The organism is Shuttleworthella satelles DSM 14600 (assembly GCF_000160115.1).
Classification (GTDB): domain Bacteria; phylum Bacillota; class Clostridia; order Lachnospirales; family Lachnospiraceae; genus Shuttleworthia; species Shuttleworthia satelles.
On the sequence record NZ_GG665866.1, the window covers coordinates 647370 to 666081 of the forward strand.

The following is an 18712-nucleotide window of genomic DNA, read 5'->3' on the forward strand; positions in this document are numbered from 1 at the left end:
CCGCCTGCTCAGCGAAAATGCCTGAGCTCCTTCTTGATCTTGCTAAAATCCTGAACAAGCTCCAGGGTCCCCAGGAATTTTCCCTCCCGGTCACGGACTGCCAGGTACTGGATCTTGACCGGCTTGAGGGGGTTTGGAATCCAGCGCTCATAGGAGTCTCTGCTTCCCTCCTTGAACTCACTGATCAGCTGCTCGACAACGGGACGGATGCGGACCGGATGGCAGTCATAGACCTTGCGACCCAGAGCGGACCTGGGTCTGGCAAAAACCTTGCCCTGGTTCGAGAAGAACTGATTAACATCATCGGCGTCGATGAAGGTGATGTCAATGGGAAGCAGGTCAAACATGGCCTGCAGCTGAGCGAGAGACATCTTTCCCTGCTCGAACATAATCATGCCCTCAGAGTCAATCGAGGCTCTGGCAGCGGCTCTCTTCTCCTCCAGGAGCCTGTCTCCCTCCTCCCAGTGGGGGATGGAATCAATGAAAACCGGACCCATTTCAAAGAGATCTTCATAGACCAGAAGCCACTCCTCCCGGGTGAAGTGCTCCATAGCCATGGGCAGAAGGATCTTCTCCTCCTTGTAGATCATCTCCTCCATGCGCTGGTAGACAGCGGCAATGTCCTCTTTGACGGCATCAAACATGGCCTGGACGCGGTCATTTTCCAGAGCGGAGGCAAGAGAGGAAGACAGACGCCCCAGCTCCGCCTTGATCTCATCGTCCACTCCCCACATGACGTTGCTGGGGCCGGAAATCCCGTATCGCTCCAGGGGGGGCATGATGGATTCTTCCTTTTTGCCATAGAGGACGCGCACCCGCTTTAAGTCGGCCAGCTCCTCCTGGATCTTCTTTAAATCTGTCCCGAAGCCCAGATCCAGCCTGGCCCTCTTGAGCTTCTTCTCCAGGGCGGCGTTCTCCCTGTGGAAGTAGTCCACCGGATGTCCCTGAGGGATTTCATGTCCGGCCTCAGCGCTCTTAGCCTCCTCTTCCGCCCAGACCTCCGCCTCGGTCTTGCCGTGGAAGAGGGCGGAGTGGAGATCACAGAGCTTCTGTACCTCTCTGGGATCCATCCCGTCACTGATCAGTGACTGCTCCGCCTCCGCGATCTCGTGGACAGAGACGGACTCAAAATTCCGGATGAAATCTCTGCGGACTGACTCCAGATCCTCTCCCTGTCCCACACGACTGATATAGTCCTTGAGGAGGCTGACCCTCTCCTCTTCTTTCCGCTCTTCGGGCATCTTCCCGTCGGCGGCCGGACCGGACACAGTCTGCGCTTCCTCTGAGACCTGATCCCCGCGACGCTTGTCCCCGGGATCCGCGGCTTTTTGGCTGGCTGACTCTTTCCCCTTTTCCCGCTCTCTCGAGAAAGTCTCCGGCAGGCCGATCACACGAAATCCGGCCTCTTCAAAGCGGTTTACAATCCGCTCCAGGGGAATCCCCTTGACTGCCGCCCCCTTGGGCACCGTCATCACCTTCCCCATCAGCTTTAGGGCCGTCGGAGAGGTGATCTCCTTAAAGCCTAAATCTGCCATGATCTCAATAAAATCCGGATCCTCTTTTGCCAGATCAGCCACCTTCTTGTTGAAATCCAATACGCGAACCATATGCACACCTCCCGGCTCTTCTCTCTTGATTCGTTCGTGGTTACTTTCTGTTGACGGTCCAATCATAGCCTGGCAGATTTTCTATTTCTGTTGTAACTCCAACGATTATAATTTTTATACAACTATTTGCTCCATCCTACATGATCCAAGCGGATTCCACTATCGCAAACCGTAGCATATGCCCTCCATGGCACTCCATATCCGTAAAAATGCCGCGGCCCGAGCGCATCCGCCCTGCCGCAGCATTCTGATTCATGACAGGAAAAAGCATGCTTAACACATGCTTTCCTGTCTCTTTATAACGATAAATCCCCTGTGAAAGATCATATCAGTCAAGCGGATTCCACGAGCAGATCCAGCTGTCTGAGCACATCCGAGATCTTCTCCACAGGAATGATCTGAAGCTGGTCTTTGACCTCATCGGCCACATCACGCAGGTCCTGCTCATTATCCCTGGGGATAAAGACCGTTTCCACACCCGCCCTTTGGGCTGCCATCAGCTTCTCCGGCAGTCCTCCGATCGGATTGACATTCCCCTGCAGAGATACCTCCCCTGTCATAGCATAGTGGGGAGAGACTGATCTTCCGGTCAAAAGAGAAGACAGGGCCGTCACCAGGGTAATACCTGCGGAGGGACCATCCTTTGGCGTCGCTCCGTCGGGAACATGAATGTGAAGATCATTTTCCTCAAAGAGCCTGGACTGCTTGGGATAGAGGTTTTTGACCAGGCTGACGGCGATCTGGGCGGACTCCTTCATAACGTCCCCAAGCTGCCCGGTCACCTGTACCTTGCCGCTGCCCTTGGTAAACATGGTCTCAATGTAGAGAATGGTTCCGCCCACCGGTGTCCAGGCCAGGCCTGTAATAACGCCTGGATTGGCCGAATCCCTGACCCTGTTATGAATCATGGGGTTCATGTCCAGAAAATCAGGCAGATTCTCTCCCGTCACCTCAACCAGCTGATCCGGCTCCTCCAGATGCCTGACCGCCGCCGCCCGGCATATGGTATCCATATGCTTCTTGAGACCGCGGACGCCCCCTCTCTGGTATAGTCCTCAATCAGAGCATGGATGGCATCGTCACTGATCGAAATCTGGTCGCAGCTCAGTCCCACCTTATCCAGGCTCTTGGCGAAGAGATGCTCTCTGGCAATCGCGTACTTCTCGATGGGCGTATAGCCCTGAAAAGAGATCACTTCCATGCGGTTTAAGAGGGGACCCGGAATCGTATCAAGGGAGTTGGCTGTGCAGATGAAGAAGACGTCCGACAGGTCATAGGGGACATTCATGTAATGGTCGGTGAAGGTATTGTTCTGCTCCGGATCCAGCACCTCCAAAAGAGCGCTGGCGGGGTCTCCGTTGTAGGACTGGCCCAGCTTGTCAATCTCATCTAAGACCATGACCGGATTGGAGACGCCGGACTTGCTGATCCCGTCCATAATGCGGCCCGGCATGGCTCCCAGATAAGTTCTCCTGTGACCGCGGATATCCGCCTCATCGCGAACCCCTCCCAGAGAGACACGCACATATTCCCGATCCAGCGCCCTGGCGATCGATTTGCCGATGGAGGTCTTACCGGTCCCGGGAGCGCCGACAAAGAGAAGGATCGAACCGGCCTGCTGCTTCTTTAGGTTCATGACCGCGATCTGCTGGATGATACGCTCCTTGACCTTCTTTAGGCCATAGTGATCCTCGTCCAGAATCCTTCTCGCCTTGTTCAGGTCAATGTCAGCCGCCTTCTCCCTCTTCCACGAGAGCGAAGTAACAAAATCCAGGTAATCATAGAGCATACCGGATTCCTGAGAGTTCTGTCCCTCCTGCTTCAGGCGATTTAAGACCTTTTTCGCCTCCTTTTGGGCATCTCCCTGCATTCCGGACCGATCAATGGCAAGCTCCAGGCGGCGAAGATCAGACACACTGTCCGGGTGCATCTGATCCAGCTCCTTCTGCAGATAGTCGATCTGCTTCTTGATGGCCTGCTCCCGGTAAAGCTTCTGATAGTCCTCCTCCTGGGCATTTTTCGCCTCGGTGTTGATCCGGTTCATCTCCACATTCTGGTAGGCGATCTTCTCCGCCAGCTCCATGCGTTCCCGGTTGGAGTCGGCTGCCAGGAGCTCATAGCGCTCCTTAGCCCCCTCCATAATCCAGGGGCTCATCATGGCGATGGCCTCATTCATACTATTGATCTGCGCCAGATAGGTGCGGATTCCGCTCTCCCAGGGCTGGCCGGCCGCGGCGCGAATCATCTCCTGCTTGAGCTTCATCAGATGTTCCTTCTCCAGCTCCGGATCAAGATCATCGATCGCTTCCCGCCTACTGACCCCCAGTTCAATGCTGTGATCGCTGTAGACGGTCACCTGGTCCAGATTGCGGCGCTCGCCGGTGTGGATCACCAGAAAACCGTTCTCCGGGCTGTGCTCAATCACCTCTCCGGTCACCCCGATAGGGTAGAAGGAATCCTCCGCAAACTGGTCCCGGGTCTTTCTCTCCCTCAGGGCGATCATCATCACCCGCTCCCCGATCTTAGGAGATTTGCCGGTCATATTCTGATAGGTCTCGGTGCGCAGGTACATGTTGGCATCCGGCACCAGGACGATATTATATACTGGAACAACTGTCATTCTATTCTCCTATCTCTCACAGATCCGATACTCTTCGTCAGAGACTGATATGTGAGGCCGTTTGATTTTATTGTTCAAAATGTAATTAGCACTCTGTCTGTTCTGTTGCTAATTTATTGCTCCATCATACGCCCTTGGAAAAAACAAGTCAAGAGCGCTCTTTGTCTCGAGTCCTACTTTTCTGCAAAATGACTTGTTCAATTCGAAATTTAGTAATTTTGAACAATAAATCTCTTTTATCAGTTTATACCCTTATGTTTTTTCTCTGTTTTCTATAATTGAATAGTAACTTCGATTTATTTATTATAAAAGTGTGAGATATTGTCTCTTATTAATCTTTAAGTTAATAGACAGTATGTCTGTTTTGTATAAAAACTGAACTTTCCCTTTGGAGGTGATGCTCTATGAAGAAACTTCTCCCCTTGCTCCTCGCAGCTGCCTGCATCCTCTCCTCCTGCAGCTTCCTTCCACCTGGCAAGGGCTGGACGAAAGAGCTCGCGGATGGTTTTTGTCCTGTACGCCTGAGCTAAGACTGATATAGCAAATCCCCCTCCTCGCGGATGGCGAGAAGGGGGATTTGTCAACACTCTTTATTCAATCATTCGATTTGGCATAAACCCTTTATTCTACAATTCGATTTGGATACATAAGCCGGTTTGAATTCAGGCCTGAGGATGCTCCTTCAAGAACCTGATGATCTCAGCGCTCTCATAGAGGGGTTTGTCATCAACAAAGAGACAGGGGCACTGCTCCTTACCGCCAACAGTAATCAGGCGATTGTAGGCCTCGTCATCCTTATAGATATCATACTCTGTGACATCGGTGCGTCCCTGGGCGGCAATCTCTGCGCGGACAACCTTGCAGAAGGGACAGGTCTCAAAACCAAATAATTCTAATTTCATGGGGACTCCTTTCCGGCGAACAATACTTCATGCCAGCGCATAAAGTACACGCCCTCTCCTCGTCACAGAACACACCGCGCATACCTGTGACCGCTTTTTTGCGACGTCCTGAAAAATGACATCCGCTCTCCTTCCGGCAGTGTCTGGGAAACAGATCAGCTCTCCTTCATCGGATGCTTGGGAAGAAGTACCTTCGTACCTCCCATATAGGGCTGCAAAACCTCCGGGATCCTGACCGAGCCGTCCGCCTGCAGGTTATTCTCCAAAAAGGCGATCAGCATACGGGGTGGTGCCACGCAGGTGTTATTCAAGGTAGTGGCGAAGTACTTATTACCATCCTTATCCTTAACGCGGATCTTCAGGCGTCTTGCCTGGGCATCACCCAGGTTGGAGCAGGAACCGACTTCGAAATACTTCTTCTGCCGGGGGGACCAGGCCTCGACGTCACAGGATTTGACCTTGAGGTCAGCCAGATCGCCGGAGCAGCACTCCAAAGTCCGCACGGGGATATCCATGGATCGAAAGAGTTCTACCGTATTGGACCAGAGCTTATTGTACCAGTCCCAGGCCTCCTCCGGCCTGCAGACGACGATCATCTCCTGCTTCTCGAACTGGTGGATCCGATAGACCCCTCTCTCTTCAATGCCGTGGGCTCCCTTCTCCTTGCGGAAGCAGGGAGAATAGGATGTATAGGTATAAGGAAGCTTCTCCTCATCATTTAAGGTATCGATGAACTTGCCGATCATGGAGTGCTCGGACGTACCGATCAGATAGAGGTCTTCTCCCTCTATCTTATACATCATGGAGTCCATCTCATCGAAGGACATGACGCCGGACACCACATTGCCATGAATCATGTAGGGGGGAATGACGTAGGTAAAGCCCTTGTTGATCATAAAGTCACGGGCATAGGACAGGCAGGCGGAATGCAGCCGTGCGATATCCCCCATCAGATAATAGAAGCCGTTGCCCGCAACCCTGCCGGCTGCGTCCATATCAATGCCGTCAAAGGCCTCCATGATATCCGTGTGATAGGGAATCGGATAGTCGGGCACAAGGGGCTCGCCGAACTTCTCGATCTCCACATTGCAGGTGTCATCGGGACCAATGGGGACAGAATCGTCGATGATATTGGGAATGACCATCATGTCCTTCGTCAGCTTCTCAGAGAGCTCTCTCTCCTCTTCCTCAATGACCTTGAGACGGTCAGCGTTGGCAGTTACCTGGGCCTTGACTTCTTCCGCTTCCTGGCGTTTTCCCTCCTTCATCAGAGATCCGATCTGCCTGGACAGTTCGTTCCTCCTGGCGCGAAGGTCGTCCCCCTCGCCCTTCAGAGTCCGAACCTTCTCATCTAATTCGATCACCTCGTCGACCAGGGCAAGCTTGTGCTCCTGGAACTTCTTCCTGATGTTCTCCTTTACAAGTTCCGGATTCTCTCTTAAGAGCTTAATATCGATCATGGATCACTCCTCTTTTCTCCCGGCCCACCGTATCCGATAAGCGCTGACAACATACGTCAATTATAGTAATCGGCACTTAAAAAAGCAATTGCACGGCCTCCCTGCCGTCTGCCAAAGAAAATGCGCTATATCTTTACCTGACCGTATGTACTCTGCTTTTCCAATGCCATCGGCTGCGGGTTCCCTCCAGCCCGATGCACAGCAAAATGGCAGAGCTCATTCGAAAACAACCTGCATTTTTGCCATGCTGCACACTCCAACAGCCCTCTCAAAAGGCCGCAGACAGGGGATATTTCTTCGTCAGACTGTCCACAATCGCTCTGGCTCTCGGGATCCCGGCCTCCTTGTCCCTGACAATGATGGCAATGGCCTCTGCCAGCTGGTCGAAATCCTCTTCTCTTAAGCCGCGGCTGGTCGCCGCGGGAGTCCCCAGGCGGACGCCGGAGGTGGTAAAGGGGGACTGGGGATCATTGGGGATGGTGTTCTTGTTGGCTGTGATATGAGCCTGATCCAGCCACTGCTCCACATTCTTGCCCGTCTCCTGGAAGGGAGTCAGATCCAGCAGCATCAGGTGGTTGTCCGTACCACCGGAAACAATGCTTAATCCCCTCTTTTTCAAGCCTTCGGCCAGAGCCCTGGCATTTTTTGCAACCTGCTTCATATAGACCTTGAAGGACGGATCCAGTGCCTCCCTGAAGCAGACCGCCTTGGCTGCAATGACATGCATGAGAGGGCCTCCCTGGACACCGGGGAAGACATAGCGGTTGAGCTTATACTCTTTCGCAAAGTCTTCGGTAGCAAGAATCAGTCCGCCGCGGGGCCCGCGCAGGGTCTTATGGGTCGTCGAGGTCACGACATGGGCATAGGGAACCGGGTTCTGGTGCAGGCCTGCCGCCACCAGGCCTGCTATATGGGCCATATCCACCATGAGGATGGCTCCGACCTGGTCCGCGATCTCTCTGAACTTCTGAAAATCAATCGCTCTGGAATAGGCGGAAGCGCCGGCAATGATCATCTTTGGCCTGCACTCTTTGGCGATGCGAAGGACCTCCCCGTAGTCAATCAGGCCGTCCTCATTGACCCCATAGGGCACGACGTGAAAGTAGAGTCCGGAGAAGTTGACGGCGGATCCGTGGGTCAAATGTCCGCCCTGATCTAAAGCCATCCCCATCAGGGTATCGCCCGGCTTTAAGACCGCCATTTCAACCGCCATATTGGCCTGGGCCCCGGAGTGAGGCTGGACATTGACATACTCCGCGCCAAAGAGCTCTCTGGCGCGGTCAATCGCCAGCTGCTCGACCACATCGACATTCTGACAGCCTCCGTAGTAACGGTGTCCCGGATAGCCCTCGGCATACTTGTTGGTCAAAACAGATCCCATGGCTGACATAACGGCGGGGGATACCCAGTTCTCTGAAGCAATCAGTTCTATGTGATCGGACTGTCTGTCATACTCCGCCCGAATCGCATCCGCTACCTGTGGATCTTCCCTGTAAATGTCCTCCCATGTATACATATTTTTCTCCTCTTTTCTATTCTCACCGCAGTTGAGCTTCCGTCTGATCTTTCACTCGGCCTGCTCACTTTGCTCTTTCACAAGAACCCCCGCAAGCATTCCACTGTCATAAATCCCTGTCTCCTGCGGCTTTGTCCGCCTCACAGCTTCTTTCCTTGGGCGGACATGGCAAATACGGCAGAATCTCCGCAATTACTTGGCTGTGATGTATTTCTGCGCAGTCAAAAGCTCTGCGCAGAGTACAGCTCCGCCCGCGGCGCCGCGGACGGTGTTATGCGACAGGCCGACGAACTTCCAGTCAAAGATCGAATCCTCGCGAAGGCGACCGACGGAGACGCCAAAGCCTCTCTCATAGTTCACATCCAGGGCAACCTGAGGGCGGTTGTCCTCCGTCAGGTACTGAATGAACTGCTTCGGCGCAGAGGGAAGCGCAAGTTCCTGGGGCAGGCCCCTGAAAGATTCCATAGCCTCAATCAGCTGATCCCTGGTTGGATTCTGCCTGAAATTGACAAAGACAGTCGCCGTATGTCCATACAAAACAGGAACACGGATACACTGGGAAGTAATCTTCATGTCCTCTGAGGGGACAATACACTTCTTTATATCATCCACATGACCCCAGATGCGCAGGGGTTCCTTCTCGGACTTCTCCTCCTCCCCGGAGATAAAGGGAATGATATTACCCATCATTTCCGGCCAGTCCTTAAAGTTCTTGCCGGCGCCGGAGATGGCCTGATAGGTGGACACCACCGCTTCTGTCGGCTCAAACTTCTTCCAGGCGGACAGAACCGGAGCGTAGGACTGAATGGAACAATTTGGCTTCACAGCAATGAAGCCCCGCCTGGTTCCCAGACGTTCCTTCTGGTACTTGATCACTGCAAAGTGTTCCGGATTAATCTCGGGAACAACCATGGGAACATCCGGTGTCCAGCGATGTGCGGAGTTATTGGAGACAACTGGTGTCTCCGTCTTGGCGTAGGCCTCTTCAATCTCCCGAATCTGATCCTTGGACATATCGACAGCGGAGAAGACGAAATCCACTTCAGAAGCAACCGCCTCCACTTCATTGACATTTTTCAAGACCAGCTTGGCAACATCCGCGGGAATGGGTGTATCCATCTTCCAGCGACCCTCAACTGCCTGCTCATAAGTCTTGCCTGCAGACCTGGGAGAAGCCGCCACAAGGGCAACATGAAACCAGGGATGATTCTCCAGCAGAGCAATAAACCGCTGTCCCACCATTCCGGTTGCGCCTAAGATACCAACTCTTAATTTTTCACTCATATTCAGCTCCTTTATTCAGCTCCTTGTCTTTACCAGACGGACATTTGTTTTTGCATGGTTATCATCATAGAAGAGGGGCTCTGCAAATGCAAGGAAGATCCCTATTTCCCACGTTTTGACGAATATGCGCAAATTCGAATGGGACTTCTTGGCGATTTTTTCAACGTTCCAAATCAAGTTGGGCATTCTTCCGACCCTCGCAGACTTTTTATATTTCTCGGTATGGAGCAAATGCTTCAAGCTCTGCTGGGATCACTCATAGCCGGATGCTTTTCCAGATAGCTCTTTGCAAGGGCGATCTCTCTTGCCATTGCCTCAGGCCCCGGCGCTCCGATGGTCAGCCTCTTGGCAACGCAGGTCTGCATGGAAATCGCCTGATAGATATCCCCGTCAAATGCCGGCGAGAACTGGCGCAGCTCCTCCAGCTTCATATCATCAATGGCAATTCCCCTGTCCAGACAATATAAAACCACACGGCCGATAATCCCGTGGGCATCGCGGAAGGGAACTCCCTTACGGACCAGATAGTCGGCGGCGTCCGTCGCATTGGTAAAGCCATGCCGGGCCGAGGCAAGCATAACTTCCCTGTTAAAACGCATGGTTCTCAGCATGCCCGCAAAGAGACGGACACATCCCTTCGTTGTGTCCATGGCATCGAAGGCCATCTCCTTGTCCTCCTGCATATCCTTGTTGTAGGCCAGCGGAATCCCCTTCATCGTAGTCAGGATCTGCATAAGAGCCCCATAGACACGGCCGGTCTTGCCGCGCACCAGCTCGGCGATATCAGGGTTCTTCTTCTGTGGCATAATAGAAGATCCTGTCGAATAGGCGTCATCAATCTCGACAAAGCGGTACTCGTTGGAGTTCCAGATGATGATCTCCTCGGAGAAACGGGACAGGTGCATCATAACGGTAGACATGGCGGAGAGAAACTCGATCAGATAATCCCGGTCAGAGACCCCATCCATGGAGTTCTCTGTGGGGCCGTCAAATCCCAGAAGTTCTGCCGTGTACTCCCGGTCCAGGGGATAGGTGGTCCCCGCCAGAGCCCCGCTTCCGAGGGGGCAGTAGTTCATGCGCTTATAAATGTCTTGCAGCCGCAGACGATCCCTCTGAAACATCTCAAAATAGGCCCCCATGTGGTGAGCCAGACTGATGGGCTGAGCCTTCTGCAGGTGGGTGAATCCCGGCATAATGGTCTTTATGTTCTCCTCCATAATATGAAGAATCACCTCCAAAAGCTCGCGCAGCTCCGCGTCAAGCTCACAGAGATTCCTGCGAGTAAAGAGACGCATATCCAAAGCCACCTGGTCATTACGGCTTCTTCCGGTGTGCAGCTTCTTGCCTGCATCGCCGATGCGGTCGATCAGGTTGGCCTCGACGAAGGAATGGATGTCCTCATAGCGGTCCGTGATTTCCAGGACTCCGGACGCTACATCGCGCTCAATTCCGTCCAGGCCCTCTAAGATCTGATCCCTCTCCTCCCGGGTCAGGATGCCCTGCCTTGCCAGCATCCTGACATGGGCCCGGGACCCCTGCAAATCTTCCGCCAGAAATTTCTGATCAAAGGAAATGGAGGCATTGAATGCGTATACCAGCTTATCTGTCTCCTTGGTGAAACGTCCACCCCATAATTGCGCCATCGTTACCTCCTGTCTTTTCTCTGTCCCTTTTCTTCGTCTGTTTCTCTTCGTTTCTTTCTCTTCGTTTCTTTTTCTTCGTCTATTTCTCTTCGTTTCTTTTTCCTGATTTTTTCCACGAGGATCAACTCAGGTCGATCTGCTCTTTTCTGTCATCTGATCTCTTCCTCTCACACACGGGAAAGACACAATTCCTCCGGCAGGGATTCCTCTGAAGTCTGCTTTTGAGGTCGCAGCTCCTCACGCTCCCGCATAGAGAAGACACAGCCGCAATAGTCCTGTCGATAGAGCCCGTATTCTCTGGACAGCTGAGTCGAACGCAGGTAACCGCCCTTCTTCTTGAAATCTGAGTAGAGATAGCTGACCCCATATTTCTCTCCCATCTCAGCTCCGATCTCGTTTAAGAGCTGCTCATCCTTCATAGGCGAAATCGAAAGAGTGGTTGTGAAGTAATCCATCCTAAGCTCCCCGGCCTTCCTCGCCGCCTCCTCCAGGCGCAGGCGAAAGCAGACCTCGCAGCGCTTGCCCCTCTCGGGCTCATGTTCCAGGCCTCGGACAGCCTCGTAGTATTTCTCATCCTCATAGTCGCCGGCCAGAAAAGAAATGGGATGCTCGGACGGCATTTGCTCAATGAAGTGATTCAACTCCCGAATCCTGTGTTCATGCTCCTCAGCCGGATAGATATTGGGATTATAGAAATAGTCTGTAATATCGAAATACCGGGACAGATACTCCAGAACATAGGAAGAGCAGGGAGCGCAGCAGGAGTGAATGAGCAGGCGGGGAACTCTCCCCTCCTCCTGTAGCTGCGCAAGCGTCTGATCCAGTACTTTCTGATAATTCACCTTATTCATGTCTGCCATTATAGCAGTGAGACCCCGCTTGTTCCAATCAGTAAGCTTTTCTTGCAAAATGCCTCTCACTCCCGTATAATCGCTTCATACGCTTCTATAGCACAGTTGGTAGTGCACTTCACTCGTAATGAAGGGGTCATCGGTTCGAGTCCGATTAGAAGCTTTTCGATCAGGAGCTGTGAGGAAGGGACATTCCTTTCTTCACGGCTCTTTTTTATTGGCCATAGAGTCCTCTTTTTATGACCATGCACTCCACAAAGCGCGTATTCCATTGTCCGATTCTGTCCCGTTGGCTGGACTAATCGATTGCCTGTAAGGACATCATAAAAAATGGAGAGAAATGCTCGATACCAATATCATCGTCCCATCCATCAGACCTAAAAATGTTTTTAGAAAAAATTAGCACTCACCTATTGACAGTGCTAACAAATCGGTGTATAACATAGTCAAAAGGAAATCAGAGAAGCGGCCGGAGCCCAAAGAAGGTTCTTGCATCAAGCTTTCTCGAAGCGCGGATTGCAAATCCCAATCGTAATTCGCCAAAATGTGATTTCTGCAAAAAGAAAGGAGTTTCATATGTTTATGACACCTAGTATTCTATCCGACAATGTATTCGATCACTTCTTCAATGATGATTTCTTCTGGCCCACAGGTAAGATGGCTTCCCAACAGAATGGTGTTGCCAACTTAAGAGCTGACATCAAAGATCTCGAGGGCGCATATGAGTTGACAATGGATCTGCCCGGCTTCAGCAAGGACGATGTCAATGTTGACCTCAAGCAGGGTTATCTGACTATCTCAGCCAAGAGAGAACAGAACAATGACCAAAAGGATGATGAAGGACATTATATCCGCCGTGAGCGCTACTCCGGATCCTTCCAGAGAAGCTTCTACGTCGGTGAACACCTGGATGCTTCCGATATCAAGGCATCTTTCAAGGACGGAGTTCTCACGCTCAACGTTCCCAAGGAAGAGACCAAGCAGGTTGAAGAGAAGCCTTCGCAGGTACTGATTGAAGGCTAATCCCTGACCCACTGCTGTGATGGAGAACTGCCTATGGAGCAGTTCTCCGACCAGCTTCTTATTTCTGATTTTTCTCCTTGTCCCCGGCCTCGCGGCTATCTTCGCGAGACCGGGGATTTTTCATACAATACCCGCGCATGCGCTCTTGCTCCCCCAACTTCACCAGACTATGGGTTCTTCTGTACCCGCGCATACGATCTCGCTCCCTCAACTTCACCAGACTATGGGTTCTTCTGTACCCGCGCATACGATCTCGCTCCCTCTTTCCCCGGCTTCACGAAGCTGGGGATTTTGCGCAGTCAACCACCTGCGGTTTCTTACCCGACACAATCACCTCAGAGGTCTTCGGGCAACTTGCCTGAATTACAGGCGCGAACTTTGTCGCTTTCGCCCGATAGGAGACCTCTTCCTCCCATGCTATAATGGATTTGTGGTCTCCCGCCGCCTTCTTATCCTGTCATGTCTATGAGGAAAATTCATGACAGCAAATCACATGTCCTATCCGGACTTCAAAAACAAACTCTTGACGCAGATCCGCCGGGAATTTTCCCCGGACTATGATATTCGTATCAGCAGTATTTTAAAGACCAACGCAGTCACTCTGGATTCTCTGATGATTTACGCGCCGGATTGCAATCTCACCCCCAATATCTATCTGAATTATTATTACGGGCGCTATGAGAAGGGGCTTTCTTTTGATGCCATCTTCAAGGAAATCCTGGACTGCTACCAGAAGCGCAGGACAGACCCTCCCTTCGATGTCGAGCGCTTTGCGGATTTTGCTTATATTCGGCATCATTTGGTCTTTCGTCTTCTGAAGCAGTCGGATAATCAAAATCTCCTGCTCGACATCCCGCATATTGATTTTCTGGATCTGGCGATTGTCTTCGCCATTCTCTTAGAAGATCAGGAAGGACATCATGCCAGCGTTCTGATTCACAAGAGTCACCTGAAGGCCTGGGGCAATCCCACAATGCAAGACCTTCTTGCAATCGCAGAATTCAATACGCCGCGCCTTCTCCCCTATACCTTTCAGCCCATGGAAGAGCTTCTGGACCAGGCGCCTGCTCCTGAAGAGAAGGGACAGGCAGATTTGCTTTCGTCTTCTTGTCCTGATGATCCTCTCGCGCCTTCCTGTCCGGACAGCGATCAGCTTGCGAGTCCTCCCCTCTTTGTCCTCGGCAACCAGGCCAGGCTGTACGGGGCCGCCACAATCCTCTACCCCGAGCTTCTGTCCGATATCGCGGGTAAGCTGTCCTGTGACCTGATTGTCATTCCCTCATCCATCCACGAGGTCCTGATCACACCCTACACATCCCTGATGTGTCAGAAGAGCCTGGATGACATGGTCGTTCAGGTTAATACAGCGCAGGTCCCCAGGGAGGACATTCTCTCCGACCATGTCTATTTCTTCAGCCGCGAGCAGGGGCATCTCTGCCTGGCCTTTCCCGACGGGAACCGGGAGGAGAGTGAGGCCCTCCGGCAGGAGGCGGAAAGGATGACAATTGTGCCTGCGTGAAGCTCTCAGGAGAAAGTTCAGAGGACATTTTACAGGAGGACTCTGTATCTAAAGTTCCGCTTTCGCCAGCAAATAAACAATAGTATGCACGCTCCACAGGCATTCTATTACCATGAATATGGCGGATTTTTCCACAGAGCCCTACGAGCTATTTGACACACAATAAAAAGCCGACCGCCGGGCATCGCTCATGCAAAGCAGGGGCGAAGTCCGGCGGTCGGCCTTCATTTTCTACAGAACCAATACTTTTTCTTACGCCAGCACTATCTGCGCGTCTTGGCCATCTGCGCCTTCTTCTTCTTTCTAACGGCCTTTTCCTCATTCGCCGTAACCCTGGCAGAACCGTCTGCAGACTTGATCTTGCTGTGAGACCGCATCATATACCAGAGGGGGGTCGCGATAAAGATCGAGGAATATGTTCCCGAAATGACACCGACCAGGAGCGGGAAAGCAAATTCTCTCATGGTAGATGTCCCGAGAATCAGAAGCATCAGCACCATCACTGCCGTCGTAAAGGAAGTGGACAAAGACCGGCCCAGAGTCTCACGAACGCCTTCATTGGCCATCTCCGCCAAGGCCTCATTGCTCGTATCAGTCAGGGTCTTCAGATTATCCCTGTGACGGTCAAAGATAACAATGGTGTCGTTCACGGAATATCCGACAACTGTCAGAATACATGCGATAAAAGCGGATCCGACAGACATACGGAAAATCGCGTACATGGTCAGAACGATCAGAACATCATGTACCAGGGCAATAATCGCGGATGAGGCAAAGCGGAAATCCCTAAATCGCAGCCAGATGTAGATCAGCATGAAAAAGACTGCCACAATCACCGCGATCAGAGCTGCCCTTCGCATCTCGCCGCCAATGGTAGATGAGATGTTCTCTGAGCTGATCTCAGACTCGGCTACTCCGAACTTCTGGTTCAGGGCCTCATTCAGGCTCTTGCGCTCCTCCAGATTCAGAGTCCTGGTCTTGAAAATAATCTGCTTTGAATTCTGCACTGTCTGCACCTGAACATCATGGTCACCGGTGACAGATTCGAAGACAGGTACGATCTGACTCTGCGCCTCCTGCAGGTTATAGGCCTGGTCGAAGCTTACGGTTGTGGATGTGCCGCCGGAGAACTCCAGGCTGTAATTGAGGGCTTTGCCTGCAGACAGCTGATGAAAGCCAAGTCCAATCACACCCGCGCAGATGACAGCCAGAGAAATACCGATAAAGAGCCATCTTCTCCCGATAAAGTTAATCTTCGGCCACTCTCTGGACTTGCCATAAGCCTTTGGATCGCGAGCCCCCAGGGCCATGAAGATGCTAATAATCAGTCTGGTAATCAAGAGGGCCGTAAACATAGACAGTACGACGCCGATCGCCAGAGTGATGGCAAATCCCTTGACTGTTCCGGAGCCCAGAAGACCCAGAACCGCGGCCGCGATCAGGGTGGTTACGTTTCCGTCAATAATGGCTCCGAGGGCCTTGTGGAAACCGGCCGCAACAGCATTGCGGACATTTGCTCCCGCGGAAATCTCCTCGCGGATACGGGCAAAGATAATGGCGTTGGCGTCAACCGCCATACCTAGGGACAGAATGACACCGGCCACACCGGGCAGGGTCAGGGTTACATTGAAGGCATAGAGGATGGCTACCGTCATCACCGTGTAGAGGGCCAGAGCAATCGCAGCTGCCAGGCCCGGGAGCAGGTAGAGGGCGATCATGAAGACCATGACGATGGCAAGACCGACTCCGGCCGCCAGAAGGGCTGTGGATACGGCATTGCTTCCCAGCTGAGCGCCGACAACCTCAGACTGCAATTCCTCCAGCTCGATGTCCAGACCCCCAATGCGGATATAGGTGGCCAGCTTGTCTGCCTCTTCGTAGCTGCTCATTCCGTTGATGACAGCGCTGCCATCCGTGATTGCCGCGTCTACCCTGGGAACAGAGACAAACTTGCCATCATAATAGATACCGATGGACTGCCCCTTCGCCTTGGCCTGTGTGGTTGCGTCGGCAAAGGCCCTGGTTCCGTTCTCATTCAGAGAGATCTGAACGACCGGCTTCTGAGCACCGGTCTGCTGCGTCTCGTATCCGGCCTTTGAGGATGTGACGTCAGATCCGGTCAGGACGATCGATCCATCCGACTGCAGCTGTTCGATCGACTTGGTCAGTTCATACTGGCCCGTTTGCTGACTGACCTGATAATTGGCGGAGCCGTCGGATCCGGTCTGCTTGATGAAATAGAGCTTTCCCGGAGTCCCCAGCTGGGCCAGCATCGCGTTAGCGTCCTTGACGCCGGGAATTTCGACGGTGATGCGGTTATCCCCCACCTGGTAGACATTGGCCTCCGTGGTGGTCTGTCCCTCTCCCAGGTCATTCTCAATACGGGACTGGAGTTTGGCAATGGTGTCCTTCATCTGCTGGGAGGAAGGGGTATCCCCCTTGGCCTGGTAGGTAATAGACACACCTCCCGCCAGATCAAGGCCCAACTTCAAGCCCTTGCTGTCCGTGGCCCTGGTCTGTCGGATGACATTGAAGCTCATCACCCCCAGGGATCCCAGCACCAGGATCAGGATGACAAGCCACAGAACCGCCGTCCTCTTTTTCATACGATTCATACTTAACTCTCCTTCATTCCCTACGCGTGACAATAGAATACTCGCGGTGTGTTCCTTCTATTGTCTCAACTTCCGGCAGCCCCGGCTGCAGGAAGGCAAACATCTGAACTATTTTAGCACATCCACAGGTTCGCAGGCAAAAAGCTCTTCCCAGCAGACCACTCTTGGACTTTTTTCAGCAGACCGCGCTGGGAGCATCGGGCAGGCGGACAGATTCCTCGTAATTCTCCTCCATGTCGGCCTGAGCCGCCTTGATCATGATGGAGCACTCGATTCGCTTCTGCTGCAGGGCACATCCCAGATCATAAGTCTCGTTGATTTTTCCCTTGAAGTTATAGGCATTGGCTGCGCAGCCGCCGGAGCAGTAGAATTTGGCGAAGCAGTCCCTGCACTTGTCCTTGGCGTAGACATTGCAGAGCTTGAATTCATCGCGGATATCCGTCCGGACCAGGCCGCTTCCGTCATTGACGTTGCCCATAACAAAGTCCCTGTTTCCGGCAAACTGATGGCAGGGATAGATGTCTCCGTTCGGCGTGATGCAGACGTACTCGGTGCCTGAGCCGCAGCCAGCCAGGCGCTTGGCCACACAGGGACCTCCCTCCAGGTCGATCATAAAGTGAAAGAAATTAAAATCCTCATCCGTTCCCATCCGGCGGACCATCTCCGCGGCCAGCCGGTCGTACTCGGCGAAGAGCTTGGGCAGGTCTTCTTCACGGAGCGCGTAATCATCCGTGGGCTGAGCCACAACGGGTTCCACCGAGATCTGCTTGAAACCAAGGTCCGCAATGTGCAGAACGTCCTGGGAGAAATCCAGGTTATTTCTGGTAAAGGTTCCTCTTGCGTAATATCTCTGCTGCCCTCTGGACTCCGCCAGTCTCTGGAATTTGGGGACAATCCTGTCGTAGGAATCCTGTCCGCCGCGGAAGGGGCGCATTTGATTGTGGATTTTCTTCCTGCCGTCAATCGAGAGAACGACATTGCTCATCTCCCGGTTAAGGAAGTCCTGAATCTCATCATTTAAAAGAACGCCGTTGGTCGTCAGTGTGAAGCGGAATTTCTTGTCGTAAAGCTTCTCCTCCTGTCTTCCGTAAGCCACCAGCTTCTTGACCACCTCCCAGTTCATCAGGGGTTCTCCGCCAAAGAAGTCCACCTCCAGATTCCTTCGATTCCCGGAATTAGCAATGAGAAAGTCGAAGGCATTCTTCCCGGTCTCGAAGCTCATGAGCTCTCTGGGGCCTCCGCAGTAGGTGCCCTCATCCGCGAAGCAGTATTTGCAGGCCAGGTTGCAGTCGTGAGCCACATTGAGACAGAGCGCCTTTACTACCGTGGGACGTCGTTTTAAGACATCATCCATATAGGTCTCATAGTGATCCGGGGTAAAGAGAGACTGATCGTCAATGAGGGCCTTGATCTCGGCGAAGACCTCCTCGATGTCTGCTTCGCTGACTTTGGGATATTTCTCCGCCATCCGCTCCCGGATCCGATCCTGATCCTCCTCTTCATACATGCCGATGATGTCATAGGTCAGGTCATCCACCACATGGATGGCTCCGGAATTAACGTCTAAGACAATATTGTAACCATTATTTTTAAACTGATGAATCAAGTCTTTTCTCCAATCCAGGGATATTTAAGGACGACTCATGGCTCGCCCGGGGCGGAATCTCACGGA

Annotated in this window: 11 protein-coding genes, 1 tRNA gene and 1 pseudogene; 3 read left to right on the forward strand and 10 right to left on the reverse strand. The window is 52.6% G+C overall.

From position 1 onward, the window contains the following. Window positions 1–8 precede the first annotated feature (8 nt). The 8 genes and pseudogenes from GCWU000342_RS02925 to GCWU000342_RS02965 all read right to left on the reverse strand — a co-directional run bounded on the left by GCWU000342_RS02925 (window position 9) and on the right by GCWU000342_RS02965 (window position 11892). The gene (locus tag GCWU000342_RS02925; protein ID WP_045000201.1) at window positions 9–1607 is read right to left on the reverse strand and encodes a DUF438 domain-containing protein; all 1599 of its coding nucleotides are present in this window, start codon (window positions 1605–1607) and stop codon (window positions 9–11) included. Window positions 1608–1939: 332 nt separating this feature from the next. After that, window positions 1940–4227 (reverse strand): annotated as a pseudogene (gene lon, locus GCWU000342_RS02930) (endopeptidase La). 662 nt (window positions 4228–4889) lie between these two features. Further along, window positions 4890–5129 (reverse strand): glutaredoxin family protein, encoded by a 240-nt coding sequence (locus GCWU000342_RS02935; protein ID WP_006905748.1) that lies wholly within the window; start codon window positions 5127–5129, stop codon window positions 4890–4892. A gap of 155 nt (window positions 5130–5284) precedes the next feature. Further along, window positions 5285–6589: a serine--tRNA ligase gene (serS, locus tag GCWU000342_RS02940; RefSeq protein ID WP_006905749.1), complete on the reverse strand. Its 1305-nt coding sequence runs from the start codon at window positions 6587–6589 to the stop codon at window positions 5285–5287. Window positions 6590–6857: 268 nt separating this feature from the next. Next, entirely contained in the window at window positions 6858–8105 is a 1248-nt protein-coding gene (locus GCWU000342_RS02945; RefSeq protein WP_006905751.1) for a serine hydroxymethyltransferase, read from the reverse strand. 192 nt (window positions 8106–8297) lie between these two features. Next, complete coding sequence (gene asd, locus GCWU000342_RS02950) at window positions 8298–9389, reverse strand: aspartate-semialdehyde dehydrogenase (protein ID WP_006905752.1); 1092 nt, start codon at window positions 9387–9389, stop codon at window positions 8298–8300. A 236-nt stretch (window positions 9390–9625) separates the two neighbouring features. Continuing rightward, entirely contained in the window at window positions 9626–11032 is a 1407-nt protein-coding gene (gene argH / locus GCWU000342_RS02960; RefSeq protein ID WP_006905754.1) for an argininosuccinate lyase, read from the reverse strand. Window positions 11033–11199: 167 nt separating this feature from the next. Next, window positions 11200–11892 (reverse strand): epoxyqueuosine reductase QueH, encoded by a 693-nt coding sequence (locus tag GCWU000342_RS02965; protein ID WP_045000203.1) that lies wholly within the window; start codon window positions 11890–11892, stop codon window positions 11200–11202. Window positions 11893–11973: 81 nt separating this feature from the next. Here GCWU000342_RS02965 and GCWU000342_RS02970 point away from each other — a divergent pair. From GCWU000342_RS02970 to GCWU000342_RS02985, 3 genes are all read left to right on the forward strand, one after another. After that, window positions 11974–12046: transfer RNA gene (locus tag GCWU000342_RS02970), tRNA-Thr, on the forward strand. A gap of 413 nt (window positions 12047–12459) precedes the next feature. Then, the gene (locus GCWU000342_RS02975) at window positions 12460–12906 is read left to right on the forward strand and encodes an Hsp20/alpha crystallin family protein (RefSeq protein ID WP_045000205.1); all 447 of its coding nucleotides are present in this window, start codon (window positions 12460–12462) and stop codon (window positions 12904–12906) included. 478 nt (window positions 12907–13384) lie between these two features. Continuing rightward, on the forward strand, window positions 13385–14425 hold the full coding sequence (locus GCWU000342_RS02985) for a DUF5688 family protein (RefSeq protein WP_006905758.1): 1041 nt from the start codon (window positions 13385–13387) through the stop codon (window positions 14423–14425). A gap of 263 nt (window positions 14426–14688) precedes the next feature. Here GCWU000342_RS02985 and GCWU000342_RS02990 read toward each other — a convergent pair whose 3' ends face one another. After that, on the reverse strand, window positions 14689–17031 hold the full coding sequence (locus GCWU000342_RS02990; RefSeq protein WP_045000603.1) for a protein translocase subunit SecDF: 2343 nt from the start codon (window positions 17029–17031) through the stop codon (window positions 14689–14691). Window positions 17032–17215: 184 nt separating this feature from the next. Beyond that, entirely contained in the window at window positions 17216–18646 is a 1431-nt protein-coding gene (gene scfB, locus GCWU000342_RS02995; protein ID WP_006905760.1) for a thioether cross-link-forming SCIFF peptide maturase, read from the reverse strand. Window positions 18647–18712 lie beyond the last annotated feature (66 nt).

Bases quoted from the DNA above. Each gene is read 5' to 3' on its own strand.
- GCWU000342_RS02925 (WP_045000201.1), bottom strand. From the start codon at position 1,607: ATGGTTCGCGTATTGGATTTCAACAAGAAGGTGGCTGATCTGGCAAAA.
- GCWU000342_RS02935 (WP_006905748.1), bottom strand. From the start codon at position 5,129: ATGAAATTAGAATTATTTGGTTTTGAGACCTGTCCCTTCTGCAAGGTT.
- serS (WP_006905749.1), bottom strand. From the start codon at position 6,589: ATGATCGATATTAAGCTCTTAAGAGAGAATCCGGAACTTGTAAAGGAG.
- GCWU000342_RS02945 (WP_006905751.1), bottom strand. From the start codon at position 8,105: ATGTATACATGGGAGGACATTTACAGGGAAGATCCACAGGTAGCGGAT.
- asd (WP_006905752.1), bottom strand. From the start codon at position 9,389: ATGAGTGAAAAATTAAGAGTTGGTATCTTAGGCGCAACCGGAATGGTG.
- argH (WP_006905754.1), bottom strand. From the start codon at position 11,032: ATGGCGCAATTATGGGGTGGACGTTTCACCAAGGAGACAGATAAGCTG.
- GCWU000342_RS02965 (WP_045000203.1), bottom strand. From the start codon at position 11,892: ATGGCAGACATGAATAAGGTGAATTATCAGAAAGTACTGGATCAGACG.
- GCWU000342_RS02975 (WP_045000205.1), top strand. From the start codon at position 12,460: ATGTTTATGACACCTAGTATTCTATCCGACAATGTATTCGATCACTTC.
- GCWU000342_RS02985 (WP_006905758.1), top strand. From the start codon at position 13,385: ATGACAGCAAATCACATGTCCTATCCGGACTTCAAAAACAAACTCTTG.
- GCWU000342_RS02990 (WP_045000603.1), bottom strand. From the start codon at position 17,031: ATGAAAAAGAGGACGGCGGTTCTGTGGCTTGTCATCCTGATCCTGGTG.